Source organism: Candidatus Microbacterium colombiense (genome assembly GCA_029203165.1).
In the GTDB taxonomy this organism is placed as follows: domain Bacteria; phylum Actinomycetota; class Actinomycetes; order Actinomycetales; family Microbacteriaceae; genus Microbacterium; species Microbacterium colombiense.
Genome location: CP119308.1, coordinates 808,203 through 828,060, shown reverse-complemented (window position 1 = coordinate 828,060; position 19,858 = coordinate 808,203). Strand labels below are relative to the sequence as shown.

The 19,858-nt window shown below is 68.9% G+C and carries 20 protein-coding genes; 10 read left to right on the top strand and 10 right to left on the bottom strand.

The window, feature by feature from the left end:
• Nucleotides 1-24 precede the first annotated feature (24 nt).
• Together P0Y60_04050 and P0Y60_04045 are read right to left on the bottom strand one after the other, a co-directional pair.
• Complete coding sequence (locus tag P0Y60_04050) at nt 25-264, bottom strand: YbdD/YjiX family protein (protein WEK61939.1); 240 nt, start codon at nt 262-264, stop codon at nt 25-27.
• Nucleotide 265: 1 nt separating this feature from the next.
• On the bottom strand, nt 266-2,515 hold the full coding sequence (locus P0Y60_04045) for a carbon starvation CstA family protein (GenBank protein WEK61938.1): 2,250 nt from the start codon (nt 2,513-2,515) through the stop codon (nt 266-268).
• A gap of 172 nt (nt 2,516-2,687) precedes the next feature.
• On the opposite strand from P0Y60_04045, the gene P0Y60_04040 reads away from it, so the two are divergent.
• The 6 genes from P0Y60_04040 to P0Y60_04015 all read left to right on the top strand — a co-directional run bounded on the left by P0Y60_04040 (nt 2,688) and on the right by P0Y60_04015 (nt 7,837).
• The gene (locus P0Y60_04040; protein ID WEK61937.1) at nt 2,688-3,230 is read left to right on the top strand and encodes an ECF transporter S component; all 543 of its coding nucleotides are present in this window, start codon (nt 2,688-2,690) and stop codon (nt 3,228-3,230) included.
• Between the two features lie 79 nt (nt 3,231-3,309).
• Nucleotides 3,310-4,971 carry an energy-coupling factor transporter ATPase gene (locus P0Y60_04035; GenBank protein ID WEK61936.1) on the top strand — a complete coding sequence of 554 codons (1,662 nt, stop codon included), beginning with the start codon at nt 3,310-3,312 and terminating at the stop codon, nt 4,969-4,971.
• Nucleotides 4,968-5,786 (top strand): energy-coupling factor transporter transmembrane component T, encoded by an 819-nt coding sequence (locus P0Y60_04030; protein WEK61935.1) that lies wholly within the window; start codon nt 4,968-4,970, stop codon nt 5,784-5,786. The genes P0Y60_04035 and P0Y60_04030 overlap by 4 nt, the downstream gene beginning before the upstream one ends.
• An 11-nt stretch (nt 5,787-5,797) precedes the next feature.
• Nucleotides 5,798-6,673 carry a siderophore-interacting protein gene (locus P0Y60_04025; GenBank protein WEK61934.1) on the top strand — a complete coding sequence of 292 codons (876 nt, stop codon included), beginning with the start codon at nt 5,798-5,800 and terminating at the stop codon, nt 6,671-6,673.
• Complete coding sequence (locus tag P0Y60_04020) at nt 6,670-7,317, top strand: ECF transporter S component (protein WEK61933.1); 648 nt, start codon at nt 6,670-6,672, stop codon at nt 7,315-7,317. The genes P0Y60_04025 and P0Y60_04020 overlap by 4 nt, the downstream gene beginning before the upstream one ends.
• A 67-nt stretch (nt 7,318-7,384) precedes the next feature.
• On the top strand, nt 7,385-7,837 hold the full coding sequence (locus P0Y60_04015) for a hypothetical protein (GenBank protein ID WEK61932.1): 453 nt from the start codon (nt 7,385-7,387) through the stop codon (nt 7,835-7,837).
• 28 nt (nt 7,838-7,865) lie between these two features.
• Here the strand turns inward: P0Y60_04015 and P0Y60_04010 are convergent, their stop codons facing one another.
• The 4 genes from P0Y60_04010 to P0Y60_03995 form a co-directional block, all read right to left on the bottom strand.
• Nucleotides 7,866-8,237, bottom strand: a complete 372-nt coding sequence (locus P0Y60_04010; protein ID WEK61931.1) for a type II toxin-antitoxin system PemK/MazF family toxin — start codon at nt 8,235-8,237, stop codon at nt 7,866-7,868.
• Nucleotides 8,234-8,455 carry a type II toxin-antitoxin system ParD family antitoxin gene (locus P0Y60_04005; GenBank protein WEK61930.1) on the bottom strand — a complete coding sequence of 74 codons (222 nt, stop codon included), beginning with the start codon at nt 8,453-8,455 and terminating at the stop codon, nt 8,234-8,236. Before P0Y60_04005 ends, P0Y60_04010 begins: the two co-directional genes overlap by 4 nt.
• Before the next feature lie 186 nt (nt 8,456-8,641).
• Nucleotides 8,642-9,805: an acyl-CoA dehydrogenase family protein gene (locus tag P0Y60_04000; protein ID WEK61929.1), complete on the bottom strand. Its 1,164-nt coding sequence runs from the start codon at nt 9,803-9,805 to the stop codon at nt 8,642-8,644.
• Between the two features lie 152 nt (nt 9,806-9,957).
• A complete protein-coding gene (locus P0Y60_03995; protein ID WEK61928.1) occupies nt 9,958-10,887 on the bottom strand; it encodes a M15 family metallopeptidase in 930 nt (309 codons plus the stop codon).
• A 65-nt stretch (nt 10,888-10,952) separates the two neighbouring features.
• On the opposite strand from P0Y60_03995, the gene P0Y60_03990 reads away from it, so the two are divergent.
• Nucleotides 10,953-11,744 (top strand): IclR family transcriptional regulator, encoded by a 792-nt coding sequence (locus P0Y60_03990; protein ID WEK61927.1) that lies wholly within the window; start codon nt 10,953-10,955, stop codon nt 11,742-11,744.
• Between the two features lie 33 nt (nt 11,745-11,777).
• Here P0Y60_03990 and P0Y60_03985 read toward each other — a convergent pair whose 3' ends face one another.
• The 3 genes from P0Y60_03985 to P0Y60_03975 are packed head-to-tail and all read right to left on the bottom strand — an operon-like array spanning nt 11,778 to nt 15,215.
• Nucleotides 11,778-12,527: an IclR family transcriptional regulator C-terminal domain-containing protein gene (locus tag P0Y60_03985; protein WEK61926.1), complete on the bottom strand. Its 750-nt coding sequence runs from the start codon at nt 12,525-12,527 to the stop codon at nt 11,778-11,780.
• Between the two features lie 40 nt (nt 12,528-12,567).
• On the bottom strand, nt 12,568-13,737 hold the full coding sequence (alr, locus tag P0Y60_03980; GenBank protein ID WEK61925.1) for an alanine racemase: 1,170 nt from the start codon (nt 13,735-13,737) through the stop codon (nt 12,568-12,570).
• Complete coding sequence (locus P0Y60_03975) at nt 13,734-15,215, bottom strand: amino acid permease (GenBank protein WEK61924.1); 1,482 nt, start codon at nt 15,213-15,215, stop codon at nt 13,734-13,736. The genes alr and P0Y60_03975 overlap by 4 nt, the downstream gene beginning before the upstream one ends.
• A gap of 292 nt (nt 15,216-15,507) precedes the next feature.
• Here P0Y60_03975 and P0Y60_03970 point away from each other — a divergent pair, with 292 nt between their 5' ends.
• On the top strand, nt 15,508-16,563 hold the full coding sequence (locus P0Y60_03970; protein ID WEK61923.1) for a homoserine dehydrogenase: 1,056 nt from the start codon (nt 15,508-15,510) through the stop codon (nt 16,561-16,563).
• An 11-nt stretch (nt 16,564-16,574) separates the two neighbouring features.
• A complete protein-coding gene (locus tag P0Y60_03965; GenBank protein WEK61922.1) occupies nt 16,575-17,969 on the top strand; it encodes an aldehyde dehydrogenase family protein in 1,395 nt (464 codons plus the stop codon).
• Between the two features lie 71 nt (nt 17,970-18,040).
• Here P0Y60_03965 and P0Y60_03960 read toward each other — a convergent pair whose 3' ends face one another.
• Entirely contained in the window at nt 18,041-18,484 is a 444-nt protein-coding gene (locus tag P0Y60_03960) for an Lrp/AsnC family transcriptional regulator (GenBank protein ID WEK61921.1), read from the bottom strand.
• A 123-nt stretch (nt 18,485-18,607) separates the two neighbouring features.
• Here P0Y60_03960 and P0Y60_03955 point away from each other — a divergent pair, with 123 nt between their 5' ends.
• The gene (locus P0Y60_03955; GenBank protein ID WEK61920.1) at nt 18,608-19,810 is read left to right on the top strand and encodes an aminotransferase class V-fold PLP-dependent enzyme; all 1,203 of its coding nucleotides are present in this window, start codon (nt 18,608-18,610) and stop codon (nt 19,808-19,810) included.
• Nucleotides 19,811-19,858 lie beyond the last annotated feature (48 nt).

The following is a 19,858-nucleotide window of genomic DNA, read 5'->3' as shown; positions in this document are numbered from 1 at the left end:
GTTCAGCCTAGGCACGCGGCGGCCTCAGCAGCAGCGCGCACCGGGGTTGCGATCCTGATCGTCCATCCGCTGCCGCCAGAACTCACGCTCGGTCATCGGCTCCTCGCCCGGATGCTCGCGGCGATGATGGGCGACATAGGTCGCGTAGGCGGTGTCGCCCATCAGCGTCGTGATGTACCAGCGGATGCCGCGGCCCACCCGCCCCGCGGCGCTGAGGAGCGCTCGCAGAGGGGTGGTCGCGGCATCCGCCCGAGGACTGGCCATGTCAGTGACCCGAGGTGCGGCGCTCATCGGCGAGGAGCGGCTCCCACTGCTTCTCGAGCTCGCGTTCGTCGGCGTTCGGCAGGAACCCGGCGGGGGCGAATCGACGCGAGGCGACCGGCTCGTCCTCCGTGTTCTCGCCTCCGCCGTTGCGGATCGCCTTGATCGTCACGACGACTGCGGCGACCATCACGACGATCGCGAGGGTGACGAAGATGATCGACAGGGTGCCCTGCACCGCGGTGTTGCGGATGACGGCTTCGAGCACTTCCGGCGCTCCGAGCGAGGTGTCGCCGGAGTCGCGAGCGGCCACGTACTTGAAGTGGTTTGCCCAGTAGCCGATCGCCGGCACAGGGGAGGCGATCTTGTACAGCGACGCCGTGATCGTGACGACCGCGGTGAACGCGAGCGGCAGCCCGATGATCCACAGCCACTTGATGTAACTCTTGCCGCGCTTGGCGACGATGGCCATCACCACGGCGAGCGCGATCGCGGCGAGCAGCTGGTTCGCGATGCCGAACAGTGGGAAGAAGGTGTTGATGCCGCCGAGCGGGTCGGTGACGCCGAGGATGAGGATTGCTCCCCAGCCGGCCACCATGATCGCGGTGCAGATCCAGACTCCGGGACGCCAGGACACGTCGCGGAACTTGGGGAACCAGGCGCCGATCGAGTCCTGCAGCATGAAGCGGGCGACGCGGGTTCCGGCATCCACCGCGGTGAGGATGAACAGCGCCTCGAACATGATCGCGAAGTGGTACCAGAACGCCATGAGCGCCTGCCCGCCGAGCGCCTGCTGCATGATGTGCGCGAGTCCGAGCGCGAGCGTCGGGGCTCCACCGGTGCGCGACACGATCGACTCCTCGCCGACCAGTTCGGCCGTGCCCGTCAGCATCTCGGGCGTGAGCGTCACCCCCGTCAGCCCCAGCGAGTTCACGAAGGCGACGGCCCCTTCGACCGTGCCCCCTGTCGCCGCTGTCGGCGCGTTCATGGCGAAGTAGATGCCCTGGTCGATCGAGATCGCGGCGACGAGCGCCATGATCGCGACGAACGATTCCATGAGCATGCCGCCGTAGCCGATGAAGCGCGACTGACGCTCCTTCTCGATGAGCTTGGGCGTCGTGCCCGAGGCGATCAGCGCATGGAACCCGGACAGGGCACCGCACGCGATCGTCACGAACAGGAACGGGAAGAGCGGACCTGCGAACACCGGGCCCATGCCGTTCTCGCCGAAGATGCTCACGGCGGGGACGGTGATCTCGGGACGCACGAGGATGATCGCACCGGCGAGCATCACGATCACACCGATCTTCATGAAGGTGGAGAGGTAGTCGCGGGGAGCGAGCAGCAGCCAGACCGGGAGCACCGCGGCGATGAAGCCGTAGATGATGATGCCCCATGCGATCGTGGTGCGGTCGAGGTGGAAGATCGCCTGACCCCAGTCGGTGCCGGCGACCCAGCCGCCGCCGATGATCGCGGCCATGAGCAGCACGAAGCCGATGATCGAGACCTCGGTGACCTTGCCGGGGCGGAGGAACCGCAGGTAGATGCCCATGAAGATCGCGATCGGGATGGTCATCGCCACCGAGAAGACACCCCAGGGGCTCTCGCCGAGGGCGTTGACGACGACGAGCGCGAGGATCGCGACGATGATCAGCATGATCAGCAACGAGGCGACGATCGCCGCAGTGCCGCCGATGCGACCGAGCTCCTGCCGTGCCATCTGTCCGATCGTGCGACCGCCGCGGCGCATCGAGAAGAAGAGCACCGTGTAGTCCTGCACGGCACCGGCGAGCACGACACCGACGATGATCCAGATCGTTCCGGGCAGGTAGCCCATCTGCGCCGCGAGCACGGGGCCCACGAGCGGGCCGGCGCCGGCGATGGCGGCGAAGTGGTGGCCGTAGAGCACGCGGCGGTCGGTGGGGACGTAGTCCTTGCCGTCCTGCTTGACCTCGGCGGGGGTGGCGCGTCGGTCGTCCGGGCGGGTGATGTACTTCTCGATCACCTTGGAGTAGAAGCGGTACCCGATCAGGTACGTGCAGACCGCGGCGAACACGAACCAGATCGCGTTGACGGTCTCTCCGCGGACGATCGCGAGCATGGTCCAGGCGACGGCCCCCAGCAGCGCGATGGCCGACCAGAGGAGGATCTTCGGGAGGGTCCAGCGACTGGACTTCTCGTGGTGTTCGTCGGTGAGGGCGACGGGAGGGAGTTTCGGATCGGTGACGATGTCGCCGCGGTGCGGTGCGGTCATGGGGTTCTCCTCGGTGTGCGCATCATTGCGTTGTCCCACGCTAGGAAGCATCCGCGCGCGGACACGGACGGGACGGCGGATGCTGCGACGAGCGGCGTGGTCGGCGCGACGAGCGGCTTTTTGCACGGTCCACCGACGCCCGGGTGTGCCCGCGCGCAAGTAGGCTGAGGGGGTGGCCCGCACCCCTGTCCTGTCGACCAGAGTTCTGCTGGTGTGCGCGGCCATCGGCGTCGCGACGGGCATCATCGGCGGCATCGCCGGACTGCTGACCCCGGTCGTGCTGCTCACCGCTCCCTTCGCCTACGGTCTGCTGCTCGGATCGCACGTGCTGCCGGGCATCATCGCGCAGGAGGTACTGCGCAGACCGCTCGTCGCGCTGGTCACCCACCTGATCGCCGCGCTCGTGGCGAGCGCGTTCAATCCCGCCTGGGCGCTGCGCTTCATCGGCACGGCTCTGCTGTTCGGCGCGATCCAGGAGGGCGTCGCCGCACTCACCCGGTACCGCGCCTGGGGACCGTGGCGCTTCTTCATCTCGGCGACCGTCATCGGTCTGATCGTCGCCGTGGTGGTCTTCTTCGCGGCACACCTGAGCACTCTCGCTCCGTGGGCCCAGGTGCTCTACCTGGTGATCTCGGTGCTCGGCCCGATCGCGTGGACCGCCGTCGGCCTCGGAGTCGGCGCTGCCCTGTCGCGCGCGGGCGTCGCGCGACGCTGACCGCCCCTCCCGTCGATGGCGATGAAGGTAAGGCTGGGCTAAGTTAGAACGGTACGATCCACCGACCCGGGGTTCCGCCGTGCGCCCATCCGCGCCTCTCCTCCGCGTGCGTGACCTCTCGCTCACCCACGCCGATGCCGCGCACCCTTCGCCGCGCGACGTGAGCTTCGACATCGATCCCGGTGAGGTGGTGCTGCTGCTCGGTCCATCCGGCTCGGGCAAATCGACGCTCACGCTGGCCCTGAACGGCCTCATCCCCCACGCGCTTCCCGCGACCATGACCGGCACGGTCCAGGCCGGGGGCATCGACACCGCGGATGCCGAGACCGCCGCGCTGAGCACGCATGTGGCGATGGTGTTCCAGGACCCGGATGCGCAGATCGTCACCGGCACCGTCTACGACGAGGTGGCCTTCGGACCCGAGAATCTGCGGCTGGAGCTCGACGAGGTCCGCACCCGCACCGAGGACTCCCTGCGCCGCGTGGGGCTGTGGCAGCGGCGCGATGAGAACCCCGACCGACTCTCCGGCGGAGGACGCCAGCGCCTCGCGATCGCGTGCGCCCTCGCGATGGGCTCGCCCCTGATCGTGCTCGACGAGCCGACGGCGAACCTCGATCCGCAGGGCATCGACGACGTGTACGCCGCGCTCGCCGATGTCGTCGCCGCGGGCGATCGCGCCATCCTGCTCGTCGAACACAACCTCGATGCCGCGATGGGCTTCGTGACCCGCACCATCGTGCTCGACCGAGCGGGATCCGTCGTCTTCGACGGGCCGGCGGCCGAGATCATCCGCACCCACGCCGACGAGCTCATCGAGATGGGCGTGTGGCTCCCCGCAGCCACGCTCGCGGCGCTGCGGATGCGGGCCGACGGCATCCGGCTCGATCCGCTCCCCCTCACCGCCGAGCAGCTCGCCGCCTCCCTCGACGACCGTGCCGCACCCCCACTGTTCGACACCGCCACCCCCGTAGCCGACGGCCCCACACTGCTCCGCGCCCGCGGCTTGACCGTCACCCGTCACCGCACCGAGATCCTGCACGGCGTCGATCTCGAGATCGGCAGCGGAAGCCTCACCGCCATCGTGGGCGCGAACGGTGCGGGCAAGACGACGCTCATCCAGGCCCTCGCCGGCGTCGTACCGCCGCCCAAGCGTCAGGTCGAGGTCGACGGGCTGGACCCTGCGACCGCATCGCCCCGCGACCTGGCCGCCCGCATCGGATTCGTGTTCCAGAACCCCGAGCACCAGTTCATCGCGCACACCGTGTTCGACGAACTCGCGCACGGTCTTCGCCTACGCCGCACCCCGGATGCCGAGATCACCACGCGCGTCGACGAGATGCTGGCGCGCTTCGGTCTCGAGCACAAGGCCGACGTGCATCCGTTCCTGCTATCGGGCGGCGAGAAGCGGCGCCTCTCGGTCGGCACCGCTTTGATCACCCGGCCCCGCGTGCTCGCCCTCGACGAGCCGACCTTCGGCCAGGATCGTGCCAGGGCGGCGGAACTGCTGGCCCTGCTGCGCGACCTGCGCGACGACGGCACGACGATCGTGATCGTGACGCACGACCTGCAGCTGGTCGCCGAGCACACCACCCACACGATCGTGCTCGCCGAGGGGCGGGTGCACGCGGCCGGACGCACGGCCGACCTGTTCCGCGACGAGAAGGTCTTCACCGATGCCGGCCTGAGACTGCCCACGCTCCAGCGTGTGCTCGCCGCCCATGCGCGGACGGTGGAATCATGAGCGTCGCCGTCTTCGACCCCTATGCCGCGATGGTCGCGACGTCGCGGCACCAGTTCCTGTACGGACTGAACCCGCTCGCCAAGGTCGCCGCCGTCGCCCCGGCGATGATCCTGCTCGTGTTCGTGCGCGACCTCGCCACGCCCGCGACCTTCCTCGCTCTGGCCTACCTCGTGATCCTCGCCGGCGCACGCATGACGCCGCGGATCCTGCTCATCCTGCTGCTCGGCGTGCCCGTCGGCATCGCGGCGATCGGCGTCGGCTTCTCGCTCTGGGTCGATGCGGGCCCCGTGAGCACGACCGCGCCGGCGCTGAGCATCGGTGAGTGGACGCTCTACACCGGGGCGCTCGAGATCGGTTTCGCCACGGCGGTGCGGCTCGGGGCGATCATCTCGCTCGCCCTTCTCGGCGGCCTCACGACCAGCGGGCCCGACCTGGTGCGGGCGAGTGTGCAGCAGTTGCGGGTGCCCTACCGCGTGGGCTACACCGCACTCGCAGCCTTCCGCTTCGTGCCGCGCTTCGGTCACGAACTGGCGGTGATCCGGGCCGCCCACCGTGTGCGCGGCCACCACGGCGGACGCGGCCCCTTCGCCCGCATCGCCCGCGGCTGGGGGTACATCGTGCCGCTGCTGGCCGGCGCCATCCGGCATGCGGAGCGCGTCGCCCTCGCGATGGACTCCCGTGCGTTCGGGGCCCACGCCACTCGCACCGAGCGGCACCTCGTACCGTTCCGCACGCGCGACACCGTGTTCATCGCGCTGTGGTTCGCGGCATCCGCTGTGATCTTCGTCGTGTTCTTCCCCTGGCAGCTTCCCTGAAAGGCGTCACCGTGGCATTCAGCAAGATGGTCAAGCCCGCGTCGACCGAGCTCATCCACCTCGAGGTGCTGCGCACGGAACGGTTGTCGGCGCACTGGATCCGCGTGACGCTGGGCGGTGGCGAGATCGAGCAGTTCCGCCCGATGGGGTTCGACCAGTGGTTCCGCCTGTTCCTGCCGATCGGCGGCGACGCGGGGCTCGAGCGCGTGCCCGCCAAGGCGAACAAGATGTTCGGCTACCTGAAGTTCCTGCGCATCCCCGACGGCGAACGCCCGGTGATGCGCAACTACAGCGTGCGGGCCTACCGCTCCGCCACGGCTGATGCCGGCGCCGAGATCGACGTCGACTTCGTGCTGCACGGCTCGGCGGCCGACGGCACCGCGGGACCGGCGTCGCGCTGGGCCGAGACCTGCGCACCCGGCGAACATGTGCTGATCATCGACGAGGGGCTCACGTTCAACCCAGAGCGCGGCACCGACCGCGTCGTGCTCGTGGGCGACGAGACCGCACTGCCCGCGATCTCATCGATCTGCGCCTCCCTCCCGGCGGATGCCGTGGGCACGGCGATCATCGAGGTTCCCGCCGAGGAGGATGCGCTGGAGTTCCCGCATCCGTCCGGCATCGAGGTCGCGTGGATCGTGCGACCGCACGACGAGCAGCCCGGTGCCCTCGCCCTCGCCGCGCTCCACACGACCGCGCTTCCCGAGGAACCGTTCCACGCCTACGCGGCCGGCGAGCAGGCCCTCGCCTCGGGAGTGCGCAAGCACCTCGTCGGCGAGCGCGGGGTCGACAAGAACAGCGTCAGCTTCTGTGGCTACTGGAAGATCGGCGCGGCATCCCCCGCCTCGAAGGCTGCCCGTGAAGCCGCAGCGGAGCCCCTCGTATGAGCGGCACGCCGGGCACTCCCGACGTCGCGGGGTCGGAACGGCATCCCGAATCACCCGCCGAGACGCGGAATCACACTGCGGGCTCGCGCCGCGCCCGCATCCCGACCGCGATCCTGCTGACATGCGCGGCGCTCGGCGTCGCCGGAGCCGTTCTGCTCGCCCCGATGAACTGGGCCTCGACGATCCTGACCGGGCCGCTGCCGTTCCTGGGCATGGCGCTCGCCGGGCTCTGGCTGCTGCCGTCGGTGATCGCGCTGCGGTTGCTGCGGCGTCCGCTCGTGGGGCTGCTGGTCGCCCTGATCGCCGGTCTCGTGCTCGTGCCGTTCTCGGGCTACGGGTTCACGAGCGTCGCGACGAATCTGTGGTGGGCGGCGTTCACCGAGCTGCCGTTCCTGTTCGTGCTGTGGCGGTACTGGGGCACGGGGATGCACTACCTCGGCGCGCTCGCGGTCGGCATCGTGTATCCGATCTCGGCATGGGCATGGTTCAACCTCGGTGCGATGTCGCTGGCGTTGCAGATCGCCTTCTTCGCCGTGACGATCGCCAGCTGCCTGGCCGCCACCGCCCTCGGCATCCTGATCGCCGATCGCCTGCGTCGTGCGGGCGTGGGAGGCAAGCGCCGAGCCGACGCGAATCGACCGTGACCTACAATCGCGATGAACGCGAAGCGCTGTGCCGAGGTGTCGGCACAGGCGCGAGGGAGGGGTCCGGATGTTCGGTTCGAAGAAGAAGAAGCTCGGTCTCGACGACCTGATGTCGCAGCTGAGGCCTGACCTGAGCCGGGAGTCGCTCGGCGTCGGGCCCGACTTCCCCGGCGTCACGCCGAACCCGCTGTTGAGCGGTGTGGCGCGCAGACGCAACGCCGAACTGCGCGCCGGGACGCTCGCGCTCGGCGTTCTCGTCGACTGGCGTGAGGTCAGCAGCGACGGCAGTCCGCGCGTGGTGCTGATGCTCGATGTGAAGACGGCGGACGGCGCCTCGTTCCGCGGCATCGCAGACGAAGATCTGACGATCACCGCACTCACCCGACTCGCCCCCGGACAGACCATGCCCGTGCGCTATCGACCGGCCGTCATGGATCACTACGTCGCCCTCGCGCGCGATGCGGATGCCACCGAGGTGCAGCAGCTCGCCGACGAGATCGCGAGGCGCGAACAGGCCTGACCGCCGCTCCCGGGCGCGGGTGCCTACCCTAGAGTGCGAGGTGCAGCCGAAGGGCCTCGTCGATCGCTGCCATCAGTTCGGCCGGCACCCAGCCGACCGGGCGCACGATCCTCGCGATGGCGATCGTGCGCACCTGCTCCGCCTGCGCCTTGGAGTCGCGATCGAGGCCGGTCTCCGCGGCCGGAAGCGCGACCCGGAACGGCAGCACGTTCGTGGTGTTCGACGTCAGCGGCACGACGGTCACCGTCGCTCGCGCGCTTCGTGATGCCGCCGCATTCGCGGTGTTGTTGCTCACGATCACCGCGGGCCTGGTCTTGCGGGCCTCGGACCCCACCGCGGGATCGAACGACGCCAGCACCACCTGTCCGCGCCGGAGCAGGGGGATCGCCTCCGCGCTCATGCCGACGCGAGCCCGTCGCCCACCGCGGCATCCCACTCGTCGTCGTAACCCTCCGCGTACGCCTCGGCATATGCATCAGCGAGGCGGCTCTCGCGCAGCAGCCTCACCGCATCCTGCACGGCGGCCGACCTCGAGGCGTACCGACCACTCACTGCCTCGGTGTCGAGGAAGGCCACATCGCTCTCACTCAGACTGAGACTGATCTTGGTGTGGGACATGGCCCGATGCTACCCCGGTGGCACCGACACTGCTACCGGTCACTCCGGCCTGGCCCGCATGCGCCCGACCACAACTGCGGACGCAAACGGCGACACGCCGCGGCTCCCCGACGGGGCGCGGCGTGTCGCCGTTCATCTCCGAAGCTGTGCGCGCCCGGCTGAGATACGAGCCCGCGCGCCGAGCCCCTACCGCTTGCCGGCGATCTGCCGTCCGACGATCTCGCGCATGATCTCGTTCGTGCCGCCGTAGATGCGGTGCACGCGGGCGTCGAGGAAGGCGCGGGCGATCGGATACTCCGTGATGTACCCGTAGCCGCCGTGCAGCTGCACGCCGGTGTCGAGCACCTCCCACTCGCGCTCCGTCGCCCAGAACTTGACCTTCGCGGCCTCTTCGGCCGACAGCTTGCCCTGCGAATAGGCGAGCAGTGCGCGGTCGATGTATGCCCAGAGCGCGTCGACCGTGGTGGCCATGTCGGCGATCTTGAAACGGGTGTTCTGGAAGTCGATGATCCGCTCACCGAAGGCCTCACGGTCCTTCGTGTAAGCGACGGTCCACGTGAGAGCGGCCTGCGCGGCGGCGGCACCGGCGACACCGATCGACAGCCGCTCGAGCGGCAGGTTCATCATGAGCTGCACGAAGCCCTTGCCCTCGGAACCGCCGATGAGGTTCTCGTCGGGCACGAACACGTCGCTGAACGAGAGCTCGGCGGTGTCGTGACCCTGGAAGCCCATCTTGTGCAGCTTCTTGCCGTGGTCGAAGCCCTCCATCCCGTTCTCGATCAGCACCAGGCTGAACGCGTCGGGGCGGTTGCCCTCGCCGGTCTTGACGAAGGTGACCACGAGGTCGGCGGTCGCGCCCGACGAGATGAAGGTCTTGGCGCCGTTGACGATGTAGCCGCCGTCGGTCTTCTTCGCGGTGGTCTTGATGCCGCGGAGGTCGGACCCGGCTCCGGGCTCGGTCATGGCGAGCGCGCCGATGACCTCGCCGGTGGCCATGCGGGGCAGCCACTTCTCCTTCTGCTCCTGCGTGCCCATGTGCACGAGGTACGGAACGGCGAGGTCGTCCTGGATGCCGAACGCGCCTGCGAGCGAACCGGCACCGGCCGCGATGATCTCCTCGTTCACGACCGCACGGAAGCGGTAGTCCTGCAGCATCCCGGCGCCACCGAACTCCTCGGGGACCGACAGGCCGATGATCCCGGCCTCGCCTGCGGCGCGCATCGTGTCGCGGTCGACCTCGCCGGCGGCGTCCCAGCGCTCGATCGCCTCGTTCGTCACGTAGCGCTTGACGAAATCCTTGACGAGGTCGCGGAAAGCCTCGTGATCCTCTTCGTAGATGTCGCGTTCCATCGCGTCCTCCTGAACGTCTCGTGCGTCTTTGCTCCCGGAAGTCTATGTCGCCGGCGGTCGCGAAGACAGGCCATTGTGAGAATGCATCCCACAGACAGTGAGACTGGGTACCGCGATTGTCGGATGCCGCAAACGAGGCCGAGCGGCCGGGATCAGTGCGTGTAGTCGGGTGCCGCGGGGAGCCCGAAGAACTCCTCGAGCGTGTGGAATCCGCCGTCGTGATACGCCGCGGCGAGGTCGACGCCGATGTACCGCAGGTGCCACGGCTCGGGCGCGTAACCGGTCACCGCCGTGCCGGAGTCCTCGTAGCGCACCACGAATCCGTACTCCCACGCATGCTCCGCCACCCACGCACTCTGAGCGGTCGCGCCGAACCCGTCGAGGCCGCCGCACTGCGCATCGCACGCCACGACGTCGAGGGCGAGCCCGGTCTGGTGCTCGCTGTGCCCCGGACGCGCCGACCCCGCGTCGGCATCCTCCTGGCCCTGCGAACGCACGTGCGCGTCGTAGGTCGTGACCTGCAGGCCGTAGGAGCGGTAACCGTTGTTCGCGCCGACCCGACCGACACCCGCATCGGATGCGCCGCCGGCCATCTCGCCGACGGCCGCCGCGACATCCGCCCGCACCTCACCGGAGAGGGTCGTCATCTGCAGCGGCACGTCACCGAGGGTCGCCGGGGCGTAGTCCGCGGGCTCCAGCGGACGGGCCTTGTTCACGACGACCCAGATCCGCGCAGGATCACTGAGCGAGATACAGGGCGCGTTGCCGGCGACGACCGCATCGCGGAAACTCACTCCCCCACCGAAGCCCGCGATCACCGCGGCGTCGTCTCCCGCGCCCAGCGCCTTCTGCACCGACGCGTCCGTGCACGGGTCGACGGCGGTGGCCGATCCGACCTGCACCGACGGCACCTGCATCGCGGCCGCCGGCTCAGGGATCGTCACCGTCGACGGCGGCTCGATCTGCGCCGACCCCAAGGAGAACATCATGCCGAGCGCCGTCACCGCGAGACCGACCGGCAGCGCAGGCCCCCGGATCGGGGAGCGCGGGGCCGCATGCTGAGCGTGCGGCGAGAAGGGCATTGCTCCATTGTCTCCCGTCCGCGCGGATGACACCACCGTGGCGACCGCACCGGTAGCCTCGATTCATGCCGTCCGCCCCCGAAGCCCCTGCGCCGTCGAGCAGCATGGGCCGTGGTCTCGACGTGCTCACCACGCTCGCCGCGCTGATCAGGGACGGCCACCGGACCACCGTCGGTGAGATCGCTCGCGCACTCGGCCGCGAGCGCTCGCAGGTGTCGCGCACCCTGGCGACCCTCGACCGTTCCGGACTCGTCGAGCGACACCCCGACCGCTCGTTCACCCTCGCCTGGGGCTGGTATGCCGCCGCCCAGGAGTTGACAGCGCAACGCCTGCGCACACAAGGGCTCGCCGTGCTGGAGCAACTCTCCGCGCACCTCGGCGAGGCCACGTTCCTGAGCGTGCTGCAGGGCGACACGACGCTGACGACGCTCGAGAGCCTGCCGACGGATTCTCGCATGATCGGATCCTGGATCGGCCGCGCGTACCCCGCTTACTGCAGCGATGCCGGACGCGCCGCCCTGTGGGATGCCTCGGCGGCGGAGGTGCGTGCGATCTTCGCCGCAACCGAATTCTCCCCCCAGGGGCCGAACACACCGGTGTCGGTCGACGACTTCCTGGCACGGCTCGACGAGGACCGGCGGCGCGGTTACACGATCGTCGATCAGGAGGCGGAACCGGGGCTGTACTCGGTGGCCGCGCCCGTGTGGGATTTCCGCGGCGAGGTCGTCGGGGCGGTACAGGTGGTGGGAACCCGTGCGGAGATCCAGGCGCGCACCGCGGAGTGCGGGGAGGCTTGCGCGCGCGCAGCCGGCGCCCTGTCGCGGCAGCTCGGCGCTCCCGCCTCCGCCACTGACTGAACACCGCCCGCCGAACGGCCAACCGGCCGATCGTCAGGCGCCGTCGGCTGCGGCCGTCAGCTCACGAGCGAACTGGGCGAGCAGAGCACGCGTCTCTTTCGTCGCCCCTTTCGACCTGTGCCGCCCTCGTACCGCGAGCGACGCGATGACCGCACCACCGCGGCGGATCGGAAGAGCGAACTCGTCGATGCCCTCGTCGTACTCCTCGGACGCCGAGATCAGGCCGTCGGCGATGTCGCGCACCTGCATCGCGCGCACATCGTCGGTCGAACGCGCGGCGGTCGGTCCACCGACGCCGATGAACTGCACGTCGTCGAGCAGTGCTTCCAGCTGCTCGGGCGTGTGATCCCACAGCAGCGCACGACCAGCGCCCGTGCACCAGATCGGTGTCACCAGCCCCTCACGGATGGAGCGATCGGACCCGTCCCTCGATCTCTCGTACCGCAGCAGCACGCCCCGCGCACCGTCGGCGACCGTGATCAGCGCGTTCACTCCGAGCTGCGCGGCGAGCGCGCGCAGGGCGACCCGGGCGGCCCGTAGCCACTCCGCGTTGAGCACGGCGGCCGTGCCGAAGAACGCAGGTCCTGCCGAGAACAGCGCGTCGTCGTCTCTGGTGAGGAACTGTCGCGCCCGCAGCTCCTGCGTGAGACGCGAGACGCGGCTGCGTTCGATCTCGGTGTGCTCGGAGAGGCGGGAGGCGTTGAGCCCCGGTCGCGCGCGACGTTCCTGCGCGACAGCCGCGTCGAGAAGACTCAGGCCCTGCACGAGTGAGGAGGAAGCCACCGCGACACCCCCTCTTCTGCGACTCGAGACCACGGTCATCCTATCCGGAGGCGCCGGCGGCACTCACGGTGCGGCGAGGGAGCAGCCGTCCCCACGCGACGTAGAGATCTGCGGCGATGCTGCCGTGCGCGCGATCGACATCCACGGAGGTGATCACCTGGTCACCCTGAGCCCCGAAGAGCACGACCTCGTCAGCGGGTGCCGCGCCGGAGATGTGCGAGACGTCGACCAGGAAGCTGTTCATCGCGATGCGGTCCACGATGCGTGCCCGCTGCCCACGGATGAGCACCTCTCCGGTGCCGCTGAGGCTTCGGTGGAAGCCGTCGGCGTACCCGAGTGGGATGAGCGCCAGGCGCGCATCCGCGTCGAGCCGGTGCCAGCGGTCGTATCCCACTGTGCTGCCGCCCGCGTAGGAGTTGATCGCGGCGATGCGCGACACCACGCGCATCGCCGGGCGCAGAACACCGCCCAGCGCATCGGTGTCTCCATAGAGCGCCGCTCCGATACGCGCCAGGTCGAACCGGGACTCCGGCACGTGCAATGCCGCGTAGGTCGTCGCGCAGTGCCGCGCGATCATCGTCTCGCCCGAGCGACTGTCGATCACGGCGGCGGCTGCGACATCGCCGCCGAGCACAGCGCGGGATTGCGCGTCGAACGTGCGGCTCCCCGCGATGACATCCGCCTCGTCTTCGCAGGGGAAGTGAGAGCAGACCCCCACGACCTCGAGGTGCGGATCCGTGCGCACGGCGCGCGCCGCGCGCACGCCCCCGACGTCACCCACCTCGATCCCGTCCCGGCCGAGTCCGGTCGAGTTGAGCGAGAGGTGCACCGGGATGCGGATGCCACGCGCCGCGGCGACGGCGCTGATGATGCCCGCATGCTCGACGCCGCCGATCCACTCCTCGATGCCGAAGCGGATGGCGTCGTCGATCTCGTCCCGGCCCGCGGGGCGCACCCGCATCAGCCGGCCGGTGAAGCCACCTCCGCGCACGGCCGCGGCATCATCGTTCGAGGCGATCCCGATGATGCCGACCTGCTGCGCCGCGAGCAGCGGCGTCACGATGTCGATCCCGTGCCCGTAGGCGTCGGCCTTCACGACCGCGCAGAACTCGACCTGGTCGCCGAGTTCTGCGCGGATCGTGCGGATGTTGTGGGCGATCGCACTCCGGTCGATCTCCACCCATCCGCCCGCGGACACGGGATTCGTCACGCGTCGACGGGTGCGGCTTCGTGGTTCTGCACGAGGTCGTTGCGCGTGCCCTTGCGCCCGTGCCGCCACCAGAAGTAGAGGTAGCAGAGGCCGACGAACGGCACCCCGAAGTAGAGGGCAGCGACCTGGTTCGGGTCGAACGCGATCGCGATGATCGAGATCAGCAGCAGCGAGAAGGCGACGATCGGCAGCGCGGGGTAGAGCGGGGTCCGGTACGCGAGGTCCTGCACCCGCCCCCCTTCACGCACGAACTTGCGCCGGTGGAAGAACTGCGAGGCGACGATCGACATCCATACGGCGACGACCGCGAATCCGGCGATGGAGACCAGCACGAGGTACACGGTGCCGGCCGCGACCACGCTGGTGACCAGCGAGACCAGACCGATCAGGATGCTGACGCTGAGGGCGATGAGCGGCACTCCCCGCTTCGTGAGGCGCGTGAACGCCTTCGGCGCGTGGCCCTCCTCCGCGAGCGAGAACAGCATGCGTGCGCACGAGAAGAGTCCGCTGTTGCCGGCGGAGAGCAGCGCGGTGATGATCACGAAGTTCATGATGTCGGGCGCGTAGGGCACTCCCACGTACTGGAAGACGTCGACGAAGGGGCTGCTGGTGACGCTGGCCTGGTCGTAGGGCAGGATCGCGGCGATCACGGCGATGGCACCGACGAAGAGCACGACGAGTCGCAGCACGGTCGAGCGCAGCGCCTTGGGGATGTTCTTGGCCGGGTCCTTGGTCTCGCCAGCGGCGACCCCGATGAGCTCCGAGCCGCTGAAGGCGTAGAAGACCGCGAGCGCGGTGACGATCACGCCGCTGAAGCCGTTCGGGAACAGGCCGCCCGGCGTCTCGAAGTTGCTGAAGAGGATGGCGGGTGAGGACTCGGTCGACAACGGCGTGAAGCCGAAGATGGCCGCACCACCGAGCACGATCAGGGCGACGATCGCGACGACCTTGACGAGTGAGAACCAGAACTCCGCCTCGCCGAACACGCGGGCCGAGATCGCGTTCAGCAGGAACAGCACCGACGCGAAGATCAGGCACCACAGCCATACGGGGACTCCGGGGAACCAGCGCTGCATCAGGATGCCCGCGGCCGTGAACTCCGATCCCAGGGCGACGACCCAGCAGAGCCAGTACAGCCAGGCGGTCGTGAATCCGGTCGCCGGCCCGATCGAGCGCGCGGCGTAGATGTGGAAGGCGCCGGATACCGGGTAGGCGATGGCGAGCTCGCCGAGGCAGGCCATGACGAGGTAGACGACGAAGGCGCCGATCAGGTACGCGACGATCGCGCCGAGGGGACCTGCCTGCGAGATCGTGTAGCCGGAGCTGAGGAACAGGCCGGAGCCGATCACCCCGCCGAGCGCGATCATGATCAGGTGTCTGGCATCCATCGTGCGCTGGAGGCGGCGGAGCGGCACTTGCGTGGCCGTCGTGTTCGGCAAGACGTTGGGGAGGGATTTCTCCCCGGGAAGAGGCGTCATCGGAGCTCTCAATCGGGTTGATATGTGCATCATATTCACATCTGTGTGCCAATGACGCATTACTTGGTCGGATGCCGGGACACTACCCCGCTGGCGATCCCCTCCACAAGGGGTCGGCGGCGGATTCGTGACCGCCGCAGACACGGCAGACGATCCGGCTGCGGCGCTGCCATTCCGGCACGATCCACTGCCGTTCTGCCAGGCGCGCACGGACATCACCGCCGCTGAGGATGGATCCGTGTCCGCTCGGCGATGCCGCCGGCGACATCCCACCCACAGAAGGAGAACCCCGGTGACTCACCACGACCTCGCCCTCATCGGCTTCGGAGGCGTCAATCGCGCCCTCGCCGAGATCATCCGCGACCGCGGTGCCGCGCTCGCCGACGACCTCGGCTTCGTCCTGCGGGTCGTCGCGATCACCGACCTCCGCCTCGGCTCCCTCATGCAGAGCGACGGCATCGACCTCGACGCCGCCCTCGCGATGACCGGTACAGAGACATTCGCCGGGATGCCGGGCGGCGACGCAGAGCCCCGCAACGACTACGTGATCCGCCACACCACCGCCGACGTCATCTCAGAGGCGACGTTCACGAACCCTATCGACGGCGAGCCCGCGATCTCGCATGTGCGTGCGGCCCTCGAAAGCGGCAAGAGCGTCACCACCACCAACAAGGGGCCGGTCGCGCTCGCCGGCGCCGCGCTCAACCGCCTGGCCGAGGAGAACGGCGCGCGCTTCGAGTACGAAGGCTCCGTCATGAGCGGAACGCCCGTGCTCCGTCTGGCGGGCGAGACACTCAAGGGCCTGCGCATCTCGCGCATCCAGGGCATCCTGAACGGCACCAGCAACTTCGTGCTCGGCCAGATGGAGGGCGGCAAGTCGCTCGAGGATGCCGTCGCCGAGGCGCAGGCGCTCGGATACGCCGAGGCCGACCCCACCGCCGACATCGAAGGCTCCGACGTGCAGCTGAAGGTCGTCATCCTGGCGAACGAACTCCTCGGCGCAGACCTCACGACGGCTGATGTGCCCCGCACCGGCATCAGCGGCATCACCGCGAGCGACGTGATCGCGGCCGCTGCAGCCGGTGAGCATTGGAAACTGATCGGCACGGTCTCGCGCGACGAGTCCGGCACCGTCACGGCATCCGTGGAGCCGCTCTCGCTGGACGCAGACCACCCGCTCGCCGGCATCTCCGGCGCCACGAACGCCGTCGCGTTCACGACCGACCTGCTCGGCACCGTCACGATGTCCGGCCCCGGTGCCGGTCGCATCGAGACCGCATACGCACTGCTCTCTGACATCATCGCGATCGACGCCCACCAGAAGTCGTACGCCGGAGCCGTGCGGTGAGCGTCGCGACGATGGAGGCGCCCACCTCCGCATCCGCGCAGCTCGAGGTGCGCGACCCGTACACCGGAGAGGTCATCGCCCGCCTGGCGCAGAACACGGTCGACGACGTCGACGAGATCATGGCGCGCGCCCGACTCGGCGCGTCGCTCTCCCGCCAGCTCTCGCGGTTCGAGCGCCATCGCATCCTGGACCGCGCCGCCCGAATCCTCGAAGGTCGCGCGGAAGAAGCCGCGACGCTCATCGTGCGCGAAGCCGGCAAGACCATCACTCAGGCACGCAAGGAGGTGCGGCGTGCACTGACCACGATCTCACTGTCGGCCGAGACGGCCCGTGCGTTCGACGGCGAAGTCATCCCGTTCGACGCCTACGAGGGATCGGCGAATCGACGTGGGTGGTACACCAGGGAGCCGCTGGGAGTGATCCTCGCGATCACGCCCTACAACGACGCGCTCAACCTGGTGGCCCACAAGCTCGGACCGGCGATCGCCGGCGGGAATGCGGTGATCCTCAAGCCCTCGCAGTTCACTCCGCTGACCGCCCGGTTCCTGGTCGAGGTGCTGCTCGAGGCCGGACTGCCGGACGAGATCATCACGATGGTGCACGGCGACCGCCACGTGGCGCAGGCGCTCGTGGCCGTGCGCGACATCCGCATGGTGTCGTTCACCGGCGGATTCGCGACCGGTGAGGCGATCGCCCGCACCGCCGGGCTCAAGAAGCTCGCGATGGAGCTCGGCGGCAACGCCCCCGTGCTGGTGTTCGCGGACGCCGACATCCCGGCCGCCGTCGAGGCCTGCGCGTCCGGGGCGTTCTGGGCCGCGGGGCAGAACTGCGTCGGCGCGCAGCGCATTCTGATCGAGCGCTCGGTGTACGACGAGTTCCGCGATCGCTTCGCCGCACGCACCTCGACGTTGCGCGCCGGCGACCCCACGGATGCTGCCACCGATGTCGGACCGATGATCTCGGAGGCCGCAGCCGAGCGCGCAGAGCGGGTGGTCGACGATGCCGTGCGCTCCGGAGCACGCGTGCTCGCCGGACACCGCCGAGAGGGCTCCGTGTACTGGCCGACCGCTGTTGAGAACGTGTCGCTCGCGTGCGAACTCTGGAGCGAAGAAGCGTTCGCGCCCGTCGTCGTGCTCACCCCGTTCGACACCGAGCAGGAGGCGGTGGCCGAGGCGAACAGCATCGACTACGCGCTGCATGCGGGGGCCTTCACTGCCGATCTCGCCCGCGCACTGCGCGTCTCCGAGGCGCTGGATGCCGGCGGCGTGATGATCAACGACTCGTCCGACTACCGCATCGACAGCATGCCGTTCGGCGGGTCGAAGTACGGGAGCATGGGCCGTGAAGGCGTGCGCTTCGCGTACGAGGAGATGACGCAGCCGAAGGTCACCTGCATCACCACCTGAAGACTCCTCGGGGAGGGGCGGGGATCCTTGGGGGATGCCCCGCCCCTCCCCGAGGCTCTCGTGCCGAGATCTCAGGCGCGATCGATCACGCGCGTGAGCGACACGGCCGTCACCGTGTTCGCGACGCCGGGCACCGCGGCGAGCATCTCCCAGATCTCGCCGATGCGGTCCATCGATTCCGCCTCGAGCGTCACCAGCAGGTCGAAGTCGCCCGACATCACGTCACAGCGGCGCACCTCGGGGATCTGCGAGATCTCGGCGATCACGCCGCCCCCGCGCATCCGGTCGCTGCGGTAGACCATCACGATCGCCGACACCGGGGACGCGCCGGCACGACCGGGCATGACCGTGTAGCCGGCGATCACGCCCTGACGCTCCATCCGGTCCATCCTTTGCTTCACGGCGTTCCGTGACAGATGCACCTGGGCGGCAAGGGTGACCAGCGGCACCCTGGCGTCTTCCGTGAGCGCTGCGAGGATGCTCCGATCGATCTGATCGAGGTGAAGCCGCTCCATCGAGACCTCCGATGCCCGTTCTCATGTGGTGCAACATTGACAATTGCGTGTGTCTATTATGCACTCTAGAGTGGAGATTGGCACCCGGTCAGAATGAACTCGGTGCAGAACGAAGGAGTCACCATGCGCGCTCGCCCCGATCGCAAGGACCTGCACACGCTGTCCGACCTCAGCCTGGCCGTGCACGCAGGCAACCAGCTCGACTCGACCATGGCACTGCGCACCCCGCTCGTGATGGCGAACTCGTACCAGCTGCCGGACGATCCCAGCGAGATCAGTTGGTCTGCGACCGCGCCGGGGCTCTACACCCGCAACACCGGGGTGAACCAGGCCGCACTGGAGCAGAAGCTCGCCGCTCTCGACGGCGCCGAGGATGCCGTTGCCCTCGCCTCCGGAGTGGCCGCCCTGCACGCGGTCTTCTTCACGCACGTGCGCTTCGGCGACCACGTCGTCGTGAGCGATGTGGTCTACGAGGCGACCTGGCGACTGTGGACAGAGCTGCTCCCCCAGCGATACGGACTCGAAGCGACCTTCGTCGACATCAGCGACCTCGATGCGGTGCGCGCTGCCATGCGCCCCGAGACGCGACTGGTCTGCATCGAGGCGATCGCGAACCCCACGACCAAGGTGGCCGACGTCGCGACGATCGCCGAGATCGCCCACACGGTCGGCGCCATCCTGATGGTCGACTCCACCTTCTCGCCCCCGCCGTTCTACCGCCCCATCGCGCACGGCGCCGACCTGGTGGTGCACTCCCTCACCAAGTACCTGAACGGACACGGTGACGCGATGGGAGGATCGGTCGCCGGGCGTCGCGACCTGATCGAACCCATCAAGGCGGATGCGATGGTCGACGTCGGCGGCATCATCTCGCCGTTCAACGCCTGGCAGATCCAGCGCGGCACCGTGACGCTCCCCCTGCGCCTGCGGCAGCACTTCTCCTCGGCGATCCACATCGCCGAGATGCTCGACGCCGACCCCCGTGTGGAGTACATCTCATTCCCTGGGCTCGAATCCCACGCCGACCACGAACTCGCAGTGCGCCAGTTCGGCGGACGCGGTTTCGGCGGCATGATGGCGTTCGCGGTGAAGGGGTCGCCGGATGTGCAGAACCGGTTCGTGGCGAACTTGCGGCTGATCACATCGGGCTTCTCCCTCGGACACGACGACTCACTCATCGTGCACACCGGCACCGAGGGCGGGCGTGTGGCGACCTATCCGGAGCCCTTCCAGAAGTTCGGGCACCTACGCCTGTCGGTGGGCCTCGAGGATGTCGATGACCTGCTCGTAGACCTGGATGCCGCGCTGGATGCGACGTTCTCCTGACTTCCTTCTCTCGTATTTAGTTTCTATTCCAGGTTGACAAGCATTCGT